Origin of the sequence: Micromonospora sp. NPDC047753 (assembly GCF_040642735.1) — a bacterium.
Classification (GTDB): Bacteria; Actinomycetota; Actinomycetes; order Mycobacteriales; family Micromonosporaceae; genus Micromonospora.
On record NZ_JBEYSL010000172.1, the window covers coordinates 1 to 12,509 of the forward strand.

A 12,509-nucleotide genomic window follows, 5' to 3' on the forward strand; every position below is an offset into this window, starting at 1 on the left:
TCCAACTCGATGTTGACCCGCTCCGCCTCGGCGAACATGTCGAGGTAGATCGTCCGGGCACCGACCCGCACCCGCGCCTGCCGAATGAACCTCGGCATTCCCGGTCCGGTGAAGACGCGGTCGTGGCCCCAGATCTCCAACGGGCTGCGGCACCCGGCGAAGAGCCGGTCCAGCAAACCGCTCAGTGCCCCACGGTCGGGCATCCTCGCCACCTCGGCAAGGGCGGCGGCCAGGCGCTGCGGCGTGGTCATCCGATCGTTGACCGCACGGATGAGCACACTCGATCGGTCGATCGGCGGCAGCAGCGGCCAACAGTCCACCAGGGTCCGGTCCAGCCGGGTGACCGGCAGTCCTCCCCGTGTCACCACCTGCGGCGGCGCGACCGCGAAGTCGGACCGGTGGGCGACGACCAGATGCGGCCGCTCACGCAGGCCTGATCCTCGCGGCAGGTCGAGATACACCGGTTCGCCCGGTGGCTGGCGGCGTAGGCCCCACACGTCGAGCGCGGTCAGGCGGCTCAGCGCCCCACGCCCGTCGACGTACGCCAGCGCAGCGCGTCGGGCGACGTCCCGCTCGACCCGGGCCAGCATGGGCAGGTCGACGTTGGAGCTGCGGATCAGCGCGGCGTCGCCGTAGACCCCGGGCAGCAGTCGGATCAGCAGGTCCGCCCGCCGGGCGGTCTGGATCTTCCACGCCGGGGCCACCCGCAGCATGTCCCGTCGAGTGACCAGCCCAAAGCCACGGACGAGGAGCGATTGAATCCGCGCATCCACCGCCTCACCCTGGCGTGATGCCCAGCCCTGCGAGGGCTGCTGTGGACAGCGGAGGCACCTGTGGACAGCCGTTCGGGCCGCGGTCGATTGTGGTAGGCGCCCGTCAAGGCCCTCGGCGCCGGCGCACGACAGGTGATCCGTCGCGGCAGGGCATCGCGGGCGGCGAACGCAACCTCCTCGACAGTCCGCGCTCGCCCGCTGGCGCTGGCGCTGGGAGAGCCTAGTTAGTGCCGTTCTAACCGCCGAACGTCAGCGCCCGCCGCAGATCCACGTCCAGGCTCTCGTTGTACTGCGGATCGGGCTCAGCCCCGGCAGCGCTGAGGACGGTGCTGAAGAAGCATCTGGCGCCAACGGCGAGGATCACATGGAAGATATCCGTGTCATCGAGACCGTGACCACGCAGGCTCGCGACGTCGGCCTCGGTGACGGAGTTCGCATCGGCCGCGACCTTTCCGGCGAAGTCGACGACTGCGACCTCCTGCACGGAGAGACCGGCGCTGCCAGTGTCTGACGCAATGGCGGCGACGGTCGGCGCGTCGAAGAACTTGTCGCGTAGGACCTTCCCATGCGCCAGGCCGCAGTAGGAGGATTTCAGGGCACGGGCTGCGGCGAGGGTCACCAACTCGTAGCGGCGCAGCTCCATCCCGGCCTTCACCGAACCGTTGAGCTGCTGCCATGCCAGGTAGACCGCTGGGCTCTGGGCGAACAACCTGGTGTAGTTGGGCAGGTAGCCCATCGCCTTCGTGTCGGCATCGAACATCCGCTCGGTGTCCAGCGACTGCTCTGCCTGCTGCAGGAAACTCATCCGGCTCCTCCCCATGCTTGACCCGGACGGTACGCCCTGGGGCCTGCGGACGCTGTCAGGAAATCGGTCGTACACGGGGTCCGACGATCGACGATCGTCAGGTGACTGTCTTCCTTCACACCCGATCCACACCTTGCTAGTAGGTGAAGGTCCAGAGGAAGTAAAAGCCGGGGGCGTTGGGTCCGTACTGGCGGTACTCGCAGTAGTACCAGCTCCAGAGACCGGTCCGAACACCCTCGCTGCCGTAGCTGTTGCAGAACTGACCGTCGGAGTAGACGTTGCGCAGCGTACCGCCCGGTGGATCCGCCGCAGCCGGAGTGGCGCTGAACCCGACCACTCCGCCCAGTGCCAGTGCCACCGCCGTCGCCAGGGTCGCCCATCTGCGTCCGCGCATGAAGCCTCCTCATCACTGTCCACGGCGCATGGCGGCTCCGCATTGAACCGAGACCGGGACATCGAAGTTCATCGACGCAAAGGCTCGCATGGCCGCGTGTGGTCTGGCTCCCGACAACGGGTGGCGCTACCGCGATGATCCGCCAGCGCGATCTCCGTCGAATGGGCATCCGCCCTGAACACGGGCCAGCCACGGCGACGCCCAGCGATCCCACTTCCACAGCGACGTCGCTTGACACGATCGTGGTCGACCCAACACCCGCCCGCATCGGGCCCACGGAACCGCCGCACTCAGGTGGTAGGCACCTCCGGCATCGCGGTGGACCGGTCGACCAACGCCTGCCGCAGCGTCGCGGACTGCTCCACCGACCCCCCGCGCACCCCGAGACTGCGCCGGGCCGCCCGGTAGTACCCGTCGCGGGCCTCGTCGACGCGGGTCAGCATCCCCGCCACGTCCGATGGGGGCTCGGCGATTCCACGAGCGAGCCGTTCTACCTGCCAGATCGCGTCCCGCCAGTTGGCGGCGGCCGCCACAGTCAGCTCGTCGCCGAGCAGCAACAGGTTCTCCCAGACGATGGTGCGCCGGGCGTCCGCCTCAGCCAGCCGGACCAGCCCCTCCTCGCGGTCGATGGGGTGGCTCCGCGAACCCGGCCGGTGGTCGGCGGTGAGTCGCAGCGCCACGGCGTGACTCTCCTTCAGGGCGTGCGCGTAGTCGACGTACGCGTCGAGCCGCCGCTCGTCCCAGCGGACGCTCTGACTGCGCCGCCACCGCGCACGGTCCGCGAGGGAGGTGGCGAGGATCGTGCCCAGGGTGCCAACCAGGACGCCGAGAAGCGCCGGAAGCTGCGTCATAAGGTCGCTCACGCGCTAGAGGCTGCCAGCCCCATGCAACGTCGGCGTGTCGAGTCGCTGGGCTGCCACCGATCATCGGGATACCCGAACCGTGGCTCAGGAGGGGACGTCGCGGTGTCGGAAGGCGGCCACGCCGACGGCGAGCAGGGCCGCGGCCACCGCCGCCAGGACGACCAGGGGAAGCGCCGCCGGGTCGACAGCGGGCACGGCCGGCACATGGGTGTACGGCGAGACGTTGAGCGCGGCCTGCGGCAGCTCCAGCACCGCGCCGAGCTGCCCGAGGAGCAGGAAGACCAGTAGCGCCGTCCAGGACAGCACCACCGACCAGCGGGGCAGCAGCCCGAAGATCGCGGTTACCACCCCGGCGATCACGAGCAGGGCGGGCAGACGCAGCAGCGCGGCGCCGCCCAGCTCGGCGGCCTGGCCGAGCGGGTCTCCGGTGACGATGCCGTAGCCGAGGCCGGTGGTAACGCCGGCGAGGAGCAGCAGGGCGACCGCGCCGAGCGTCGCGGCGAGCACCTGGGTGCCGAGCCAGCGGGTTCGGCTGACCGCCGTGGCGAGGGCGGCCTCCAGCACCCCGTCGGCTTCGTCGCCGCGTACGCGCAGCAGGGCCTGAACGACGTACGCGCCGATGGTCAGGGCGAAGAGGTTGAGCATCGCGGCCAGGTACGCGTTGATCAGGTTCGCTCCGCCACCCATCGCGTTGATCGCTTCGGCGGCGGCCGGATTCGCGTCGATCATGTCGTTGAACTCGTCGGCGGCGACGCCCATGGAGAGGCCGAGCACGGCCACCCCGACCGCCCAGCCGAGCAGCGTGCCGCGCTGCGTCCGCCAGGCCAACCCGGTGGGGCTGAGCAGCCGTGGCGCGCCGGTGGCCGGGCCGCGTCGGGGGGCGATCAGCCCGGCGCCCTGGTCGCGTCGCTCGGCGAGGGCGTACGCCAGCGCCACCCCGGCGAGCAGCAGCGCGACAGGTAGGGCGAGCACCCACCAGCGTTCACCGTCGAAGGCTCGTACCTGGTTGCCCCAGCCGAGCGGGGAGATCCACGACGGCCAGGCGCTGCGCACGCGGGTGCCGTCGGCGCTCTGTTCGCCGAGCACGTCGCCGGCGGCGCGCAGCACGAAGGACAGCCCGACGGTGGCGGCGGCGAGCGCGTTGGCGCCGCGTGAGGTGACGGAGAGCTGGGCGGTGACGGCGGCGATCGAGGTGAAGGCGACACCGACGCCACCGATCGCGGCCGCTGCCGCGACGGAGCCGGCGAGCGGCAGACCGGCGCCGACCAGGGCGACCGCGAGCAGCACGGCGGCCAGGGTGTTCGCCGCGACGATGATGAGCAGCGCGGCGGTGAGCGGCGCGTACCGTCCGACCACGTTGGCGCCGAGCAGTTCGGCGCGGCCGGTCTCCTCGTTCTGTCGGGTGTGCCGGGTCACCGCGAAGGTGCTCAGCAGCGCGACGATCAGGGCCAGCGTCACGTACGTCTCGGCGACGACCACGGCACCGAGGTCGGTGCCGTGGATGGGGCCGTTGAAGGCGCGGGCGACCAGACTGGACGCCGAGGTGGTGGCGTAGCCCAGCCGGGCCTCCTTGTCCGGGTAGATGCCGGCGACGCTGCCGGCGAGGGCGTAGCCGAGCAGGGGCGTGCCGAGGATCCAGATGGCGAGGCGGATCCGGTCGCGGCGCAGCACGAGCCGGGCCAGCCGGGTGGTGCCGGTGAGGGCGCTCATCGGGCACCGCCCTGCGGCGCGTCAGCCTGCACACCGGCGGCAGATCCATCGGCCGACATGGCGGCGGCGCCAGGACCGTCGGTCGACCCAGCATCGGCACCGGAGCCATCGGCCGACGCGGCACCGGCGGCAGGACCAGCGCCCGACCCAGCAGCGGCGGCGGGGTCGTCGCCATAGTGGCGGAGGAAGAGCTGCTCCAGGGTGGGTGGTGTGCTGGTCAGCGCGCGGACGCCGAAGCGGATGAGCTGGCCGAGCAGCTCGTCGAGGTGGGCGGGCTCGACCTCCAGGTGGGTGCGGCCGTCGACCTCGTGCACGTCGTGCACGCCGGGCAGCGCGTCCAGGCCGGTGACCGGGCGGGCGGTCTCGACGGTCACCGCCGTGCGGGTGAGGTGGCGCAGCTCGGTGAGGGTGCCGGACTCGACGGTTCGGCCTTCGCGGATGATGCTGACCCGGTCGCAGAGCGCCTCGACCTCGGCGAGCACGTGGCTGGAGAGCAGCACGGTGGCCCCGGCCTGCTTGACCCGCCGGACCTCGTCCTGGAACACCAAACGGTCAACTGCGCGAGCATGTGATCCACCCTACGCGCCCGTCGGCCGGCTGGCACGGGGTAACTTGACCGGCGATGAACATTCTCGCGCTCGACCTGGGCACCTCCTCGGTACGCGGACTGGTGCTGGACGCGGACACCCAGCCGCTGCCCGGCGCTCTGGCCCGCCGCAAGGTCGACCTCGCCATCGGCGACGACGGCACCGGCACGCTGTCCGGTCGGGACTATCTGGCCAGCCTGGTCGAGTGCCTGGACGAGTTGGCCGACTCGGGGCACCTGCACGACGTCGGCCTCGTGGCGGTCTCCGCCCAGTGGCACTCGGTGCTCCCGCTGGACCGCGACGGCGCCCCCTTGGGCCCGGTGGTCACCTGGCTGGACACCCGACCGGCCCCGGTCGGGCGCACCGCCGGGCCGGCCGACCCGGACGGCTTCCACCAGCGCACCGGCTGCTGGTGGCACCGTTCGTACTGGTCGATGCGGTTGCCCTGGTTGCGTGAACAGTCCGGCACGCCGATCGCCCGGTTCGTGGGTCTGCCCGAGTACGTGCTGGGCGAGTTGCTCGACTCGGCGCCGATGTCGATCTCCCAGGCCTCCGGGACCGGTCTGCTGGATCTGCGCACCCTGAGCTGGGACGAGGAGGCGCTGACGCTGGCCGAGGCGCGGCCGGCGGAGCTGCCGCCGCTGGGCGAGCTGGACTGGCACGGCCGGCTCCGGGTCGACCTGGCTCGTCGGTGGCCGCAGTTGGCGAAGGCCCGCTGGACGCCGCCGGTGGGCGACGGTGGGGCGTCGAACGTCGGCTCGGGCTGCGTCGACCCGAGCCGGGTCGCTGTCACAGTGGGCACCTCCGCTGCCGTACGGCTGATGCAGCGGATCCCGGCGGGCGAGCCGATGCCGCGCCTGCCCGAACGGTTGTGGCGCTACCGGGTCGACCACGAGCATGTGGTGACCGGGGCCGCGTACGCCAACGGGGGCAATCTCTTCGCCTGGGCGGACCGGGAGCTGCGGTTGCCTCGGGGCGCTGAGCTGGACGCGGCGCTGGCGCTGGTGCCGACGGGTGGTGGCCGGCCGGCGAATCCCCGCTTCGGTGGCGACCGGGCGCCGGGGCTGGCCCCGGCGGGCAGTGGTGAGCTGCGCGGTCTGAGTTTCAGCACCACCTCGGTCGACATCCTGGCTGGGCTGATGCAGGGTTTGTGTGAGCTGGTCGCCGGGGATCTCGGGGTGCTGGAGTCCACAATCGACAAACCGGTCGGCGTGGTGTTGGGCGGCGGTGCGGTGGCCGCCTCGGTGTGGTGGCGGCAGGCCTTCGCGACCGCGCTCGCCCCGCGACCGGTGTCGCATCAGCGCAACCCGGAGATCGGCGCCACCGGTGCCGCGTTGGTGGCGCTGGGGCGCTTCGGTGACGCGATCCAGCTCGCCGACATCGGCCGGACGGACGAGCTGGTTTTACCGACCACGGCAGGACGTTCCCACCCGCAGTATCCTTCCTGAACCTCGGCCTCGCCCGGGCCGTTGACAGCGGTACCGAGCCTGGTTGGATGGACTGCGCTCCCCCGACCGCGGTGGACGCGGTAGGACGGAGGAGGCAGGGTGGCGGCAGGTCCCGACCCGGCGAACGGCGCGGTGTCGAACCATCGCCGACGTCGCTTCGATGTCCGGGTCGTTCTGCATCGACGGCGGTCGCCGTTCCGGCTGCGCGACTGGCGGATGAGCACGAAGCTCGCCACGGTGCTGCTGGTGCCGTCGATGGCGTTCCTCCTGCTCGCCGGGGTGCAGACCAGCACCCTGGTGGGGCGGACGACGGCGTTGAACGACTTCTCCAGTCAGGTCGGCATCGGCCGGCAGATCACCGCGGCGGTGCACCAGCTCCAGCAGGAGCGTGACCGTTCGGCGGGGGAGCTGGGTGAGCTGCGTAAAGGTGGTGACCGGCAGGCCGCGGCGAACGACCTGAAGCCGTTGCAGGAGGCCACCGACAAGGCCATCGTGGACCTCAGCCGCGCCGCCGAGCCGCTGGCCGACGCGGACGCGTCCTGGCGGGTGGCCTTCTCCGAGGCGCTGGAGGCGTACGACCAGGTGGTCGACATCCGCTCGGCGATCCCACCGGCGGTGCTCAGCACCGAGACCATCCTGGGTAACTACCACCGGGCCGTCGGGGCGTTGCTCGACCTGCTGGCCGAACCGACGCCGGGGCAGAACCAGCCGGCGTTGAACGACGCGGTGCTGCGCTACGTCCAGTTGGCCCGGGTCAAGGAGCTCTCCTCCCGGGTGCGGGCCCAGCTCTACGCCGCCGCCCGCGCCGGTGCGTACGGCACCGAGGACCGGGTGATCCTCGCCGACCTGCGCGGTCAGCAACTCACCGCGCTCGGCGCGTTCCGGGTGGCCGCGACCAGTGAGCAGATCCGGCGCTACGACGAGACCTCGGTGTCGCCGATGTTCCTGGTCGCCACCGGGTTGGAGGAGCGCAGCCTGTCCTCCGGCGGCGCGTCGCCGCAGGTGCTGCCGTCGGAGCAGTGGTGGTCGGCCAGCCAGCAGCGTCAGGAGCTACTGCGTCAGCTTGAGGCGGGGGTGCTCGACGACGCTGTCCGGCAGGCCGAGGAGGCCAGCGACGATCAGCTGCGTATGACCCTGCTGGTCGTCGGCGGGGTGGTCACGGTCCTGCTGGCAGCACTGCTGATCTCGTTGCTCATCGGGCGCTCGGTCGCCCGGTCGATGCGGCTGCTGCGCAGCCAGGCGTTGCGGATCGCCCAGGTCGAGTTGCCGGACGCCCTGGACCGGCTGAAGACCGTCACCGGTGGGGTGCCGCGCATCGACGTCGCGCCGGCGGTGGTCCGCTCACTCGACGAGATCGGCGAGCTGGCCGAGGCGTTCGTGGCGGTTCACCGCAGCGCGGTCACCGTCGCCGTCGAGCAGGCGCTGATGCGGCGCAACGTCAACGCGATGTTCGTCAACCTGGCCCGCCGCAGCCAGGTGCTGGTGGAGCGTCAGCTCGAGCTGTTGGACGACCTGGAGCGCGAGGAGAGCGACCCGGACCAGTTGGAGAACCTGTTCAAGCTCGATCACCTGGCCGCCCGGATGCGCCGCAACGACGAGAGCCTGCTGGTGCTCGCCGGCACCGACTCCACCCGCCGGTGGAACCGGCCGGTCGGGCTCGGTGCGGTGCTGCTGGCCGCCGCCGCGGAGATCGAGCAGTACCAGCGGGTCCGGATCGAGTCGGTCGCTGACGTGCACGTGGTCGGGCATGCCGTCGGCGAGTTGGTGCACCTGCTGGCCGAGCTGCTGGAAAATGCCACGGCCTTCTCCCGCCCGGACACCGTCGTGGTGGTGACCGCCCGGGTCGAGGCGGGCGGTGCGCTGATCGAGATCGTCGACCGGGGTCTGGGTATGAGCCCGACCGCGTTGGTGCAGGCGAACGAGGTGCTGGCCAGCCCTCCGGCCGCCGACGTCGCGGCGGTGGAGCGGATGGGGCTCTTCGTGGTCAGTCACCTCGCGGCCCGGTTGAGCGTCCGCGTGCGGTTGCAGGGCGGCGAGGACGGCCTGGTCGCCCGGCTCGCCCTGCCCGCGGAGTTGCTGGCGCCGCCGGGCAGCGTGGAGCTGGACGCGCCCCCGTCGGCGCGGATGCTGGCGGCGAGCGCGGCACGAGGGGTGGTTCCGCAGCCCGGGGCCGCCCGGCCGGCCGCTGCCCCGATGGTGAACGGCGCGGTGCGGGACCTGCCGGTGGCCGGCCGCCCGCCGGGCGTCGGCGTGCCGCGTCAGGGCCGCCCGGTGCCGGTACGCGCCGAGGACGTGCTGACCCCCGCCGCCGCTCGCGGTGCCGGCGGGGGCTGGTATTCGCGGCAGGGCCCGGCGCCGGTGGTGCCCGCCGCGGCGGCGCCACCGACGATCCCGGTGACCGCCGGCACCAATGAGCGGGGATTGCCGGTGCGGGTGCCCATGGCGCAGTTGAGCGCGGTCACCCGTTCGGCACAACCGATGACGGCACCGACCCGCACCGACCCGGACCCGGAGGCGGTCGGCGGCATGCTCTCGCGGCTCTACAGCGGAGTACGGCGCGCCGAGGCTGAGGACACCACCGAGATACCCGTGCCACCGTCCGGGGGGCACGACGAAGGGGGACGACGACAGTGACGACGTTGAGCCAGGAGGCGCGTGACCTGAGCTGGCTGGTGAGCGCGTTCGCGGAGCGGGTGCCGGGTGTGGCGCACGCGGTGGTGGTCTCCTCCGACGGGCTGCTGGTGGCGATCTCCGATCACCTGCCGCGTGACAACGCGGACAAGCTCGCCGCGGTGACCTCCGGGCTGATGAGTATCACCGCGGGCGCGGCCTCGATGTTCGACGGCGATATCGTCAAGCAGACGGTGGTCGAGATGGGCCGGGGCTACTTCCTGGTGATGCAGATCCGCGACGGTTCGATTCTGGCCACGCTGGCCGCCGGTGACGCGGACATCGGCGTGGTGGGCTACGAGATGGCCCGGTTGGCCAAGCAGGCGGGGGAGATGCTCACCCCGGCCCTGCGGGCGGAGTTGCAGCAGGCGCTGCCCCGCTGAATGAGCCGGCCGAGGCCCGGACGGTCGCGGCTCACCCGAGCCGAGCCGTCCGGGCCCGGGCGTCCGGGTGGCGGCGCGTTCAGAAGCCGCCGTCGGCGATGACCGAGCGGTACCAGGTGGCGGAGTTCTTGAGCACCCGACGCTGGGTGGCGTAGTCCACGTAGACCAGGCCCCAGCGCTGGTCGTAGCCCTGGTCCCACTCGAAGTTGTCGAGCAGTGACCAGACGTGGAAGCTCTCCAGCGGCACTCCCTCGGCGATGGCCCGGTGCGCGGCGGTGAGGTGGTCGCGCAGGAACCTGATCCGCCCGGTGTCCTGGACGGTGTCGTCCGCGCCCAGGGTGTCCGGTGTGGGCAGCCCGTTCTCGGTGATGGTGAGCGGGATCGGCCCGTATTCGCGGGTGATCCGGGTCAGCAGGTCGTACATCCCCTCGGGGTAGATCTGCTGCCATTCGGCCTCGGAGGTTTCCCAGCGGTGCGTGGTGCCGCCGTCGCCGGTGACGTAGATCGGGGTGTAGTACTGCACCGCCAGCAGGTCGACCGGCGCGGAGATGGTCTCCAGGTCGCCGTCGCGGATGCCCTGGGCCATCCGGCTCTGCGGGCCCAGGTCGGCCAGCAGGTCCTCCGGGTAGCTGCCCTTGAGCAGGGAGTCGAGGTAGAGGCGGTTCTCGTAGGCGTCGTAGAGGTGGGCTGCCGCGGCAGCCTGCGGGGAGTCGTCGGCGGGGTAGCAGGGGTGCAGGTTGAGCGCGGGGCCGATGCGGCTGTCGCTGCCGGTGGCGCGCAGCGCGGCGACGGCGTACCCGTGGGCGAGTTGCAGATGGTGGGCGACCAGGTAGGCGGCGTCCGGGTCCTGCCGCCCGGGGGCGTGGTGGCCGGTGAGGTAGCCGTTCTGCACCACGGTCTTGGGTTCGTTGATGGTGAGCCAGGCCGGCACCCGGTCGCCGAGGGCGCGGAAGACCACGTCGGCGTAGTCGGCGAAGCGGTGGGCGGTGTCGCGTGACTCCCAGCCGCCGGCGTCCTGGAGCGCCTGCGGGAGGTCCCAGTGGAACAGGGTGGCCATCGGGGTGATTCCGCGCTCGTGCAGGCCGTCGAGGAGGCGGCGATAGAAGTCGAGGCCGCGTTGGTTGGGCGTGCCGGTGCCGTCGGGCTGGATCCGGGGCCAGGAGATGGAGAAGCGGTAGCTGCGCAACCCGAGGTCGCGCATGAGGTCGAGGTCCTCGGCGTAGCGGTGGTAGTGGTCGATGGCCACGTCGCCGGTGTCGCCGTTGCGGGTGCGACCTGGGACGCGGCTGAAGGTGTCCCAGACCGACTCGCCGCGCCCGTCCTCCTTGGCGGCGCCCTCGATCTGGTAGGCGGAGGTGGCCGCGCCCCAGCCGAAGTTGTCCGGGAAGCGCAGCGGGCCGGCGGGCCCGGTAGGTATCGACATGGATTCTCCTCATGGATACGGGGCCACCGCCGAAAGATTCGGGAGCGCTCCCATGATAGGGCAGACGCTGCCGGCCGGTCAGCCGGCCGTCAGAACGGCCGGCGCTGGCGGTTGGGAGGCGGGTGTGGGCCCCGAGCAGCGAACGAGGCCGTCCGGGCGGCGCGGCGCGCCTGTCCCGTCGGCCTCTTTTCCTATCGTGTACGGGGGTTTAGTGTGGGGACGGGGGAGGGCAACCCCCGTCCCCACCGTAACTGCACACACACGGGCGGAATTTGGGTCCTGCCGTGCGTGTCGCGCGGGAGCCGGGCCACGCGAGTGGCTCTGGTTCCACCTCCCTCCCTGTGGCGGGACGATGGCTGACGACGGCGTCCGGGCTGGCCCGTCGTCGGCCCTCGGTCTGGTTCCCTGGGCTCGTCAGGACGACCCCAGCGATCTTCTTGTTGGAACCTTGTCGATGGAAGCGCTCCCATCGACCGATGTTGCGACTGTAACGCCCGTCACGCCTTTGTGAAAGACCCAAAACGAGATCGAAACAAGGAGCTGATCCAGCGCTCCGTGCGCTTGTTGTGGGAGCGCTTCCATGGCACACTGTCGATTCGACGCGACAGGAGCCACATCGCGTGAGTGCGGGTCCACCGAGGGCAACCGGCAGCGCCAGCTCCGGTCACGGTCACCCGAGCGCAGCCGGCGGGACCCCCTCCCGTGCGGGCCGCGACCGCCCTACCCCGGCCGGGCCCGGGGAAGACCACCTTCCCGGCGCCTCGACATCCCCGCGGACCACCACCACCCTCGCGGGCAGGCGCCTCGCCGGGGACCATCCCGGCCTGGTCCGAGGAGACACCGCGCACATGAGACAACTGGCAATACGCCGCCGCGTGGCGCTCGCCGCCGCCGCGCTGCTCGCCATCGGCGGGGTGACCCTGCCTGCCGGCGCCGCACAGGCCGCACCGGCCTGCGACGTGGTCTACGCGACAAACGACTGGAACACCGGCTTCACCGCGAACGTCACCATCAAGAACCTGGGTGACCCGGTGAGCAACTGGACGCTCAAGTGGACCTTCCCGACCAGCGGTCAGCGGGTCACCCAGGGCTGGTCGGCCAGATACAGCCAGACCGGCAGCGAGGTCACCGCGACCAACGAGTCGTACAACGGCAACCTTGCCACCGGGGCCTCCACCACCATCGGCTTCAACGGCGCCCACTCGGGCAGCAACCCGAAGCCCACCTCGTTCACGCTCAACGGCACCCCCTGCAACGGCACCCCGGCCAACCAGCCGCCGACGGTCTCCCTCGGCCTGCCGACCGGGCCGTTCACCGCGCCGGCCGACGTGCCGCTGACGGCCACCGCCAGCGACCCGGCCGGGCATGGCCACTAGTGTGCCCGGCATGACCTCTCCCGACGTCCTCGTGCGGGTCGCCACGGCCCGTGGGGTGACCACCCTCACCCTCGACA

General features: G+C 71.6%; 9 protein-coding genes and 2 pseudogenes. 4 read left to right on the top strand and 7 right to left on the bottom strand.

Translation table 11 applies throughout. The annotated features are described in order from the left end of the window. The 6 genes and pseudogenes from ABZ749_RS16590 to ABZ749_RS16615 form a co-directional block, all read right to left on the bottom strand. Window positions 1–773 (bottom strand): hypothetical protein (locus tag ABZ749_RS16590; RefSeq protein WP_357228498.1); only part of this gene is annotated, 773 nt, incomplete at its 3' end. Window positions 774–1,008: 235 nt separating this feature from the next. Then, a complete protein-coding gene (locus tag ABZ749_RS16595) occupies window positions 1,009–1,578 on the bottom strand; it encodes a peroxidase (RefSeq protein WP_357228501.1) in 570 nt (189 codons plus the stop codon). 136 nt (window positions 1,579–1,714) lie between these two features. Beyond that, on the bottom strand, window positions 1,715–1,972 hold the full coding sequence (locus ABZ749_RS16600; protein WP_357200891.1) for a hypothetical protein: 258 nt from the start codon (window positions 1,970–1,972) through the stop codon (window positions 1,715–1,717). A gap of 290 nt (window positions 1,973–2,262) precedes the next feature. Then, entirely contained in the window at window positions 2,263–2,835 is a 573-nt protein-coding gene (locus ABZ749_RS16605) for a hypothetical protein (protein WP_357228503.1), read from the bottom strand. A gap of 84 nt (window positions 2,836–2,919) precedes the next feature. Beyond that, the gene (locus ABZ749_RS16610) at window positions 2,920–4,545 is read right to left on the bottom strand and encodes an anibiotic ABC transporter (protein ID WP_357228506.1); all 1,626 of its coding nucleotides are present in this window, start codon (window positions 4,543–4,545) and stop codon (window positions 2,920–2,922) included. Window positions 4,546–4,682: 137 nt separating this feature from the next. After that, window positions 4,683–5,090 (bottom strand): annotated as a pseudogene (locus ABZ749_RS16615) (DUF4162 domain-containing protein); the annotation flags it as partial. A gap of 77 nt (window positions 5,091–5,167) precedes the next feature. Here ABZ749_RS16615 and ABZ749_RS16620 point away from each other — a divergent pair. From ABZ749_RS16620 to ABZ749_RS16630, 3 genes are all read left to right on the top strand, one after another. Beyond that, window positions 5,168–6,580, top strand: a complete 1,413-nt coding sequence (locus ABZ749_RS16620) for an FGGY family carbohydrate kinase (RefSeq protein ID WP_357228509.1) — start codon at window positions 5,168–5,170, stop codon at window positions 6,578–6,580. 99 nt (window positions 6,581–6,679) lie between these two features. Further along, window positions 6,680–9,214, top strand: a complete 2,535-nt coding sequence (locus ABZ749_RS16625) for an ATP-binding protein (protein ID WP_357228512.1) — start codon at window positions 6,680–6,682, stop codon at window positions 9,212–9,214. A gap of 5 nt (window positions 9,215–9,219) precedes the next feature. Beyond that, window positions 9,220–9,633, top strand: coding sequence for a roadblock/LC7 domain-containing protein (locus ABZ749_RS16630; RefSeq protein WP_355008432.1), 414 nt, complete (start codon window positions 9,220–9,222; stop codon window positions 9,631–9,633). 79 nt (window positions 9,634–9,712) lie between these two features. Here the strand turns inward: ABZ749_RS16630 and ABZ749_RS16635 are convergent, their stop codons facing one another. Beyond that, a complete protein-coding gene (locus ABZ749_RS16635) occupies window positions 9,713–11,056 on the bottom strand; it encodes a GH1 family beta-glucosidase (protein WP_355008392.1) in 1,344 nt (447 codons plus the stop codon). A gap of 848 nt (window positions 11,057–11,904) precedes the next feature. Here ABZ749_RS16635 and ABZ749_RS16640 point away from each other — a divergent pair. Further along, window positions 11,905–12,420: pseudogene (locus tag ABZ749_RS16640) on the top strand (cellulose-binding domain-containing protein); the annotation flags it as partial. Window positions 12,421–12,509 lie beyond the last annotated feature (89 nt).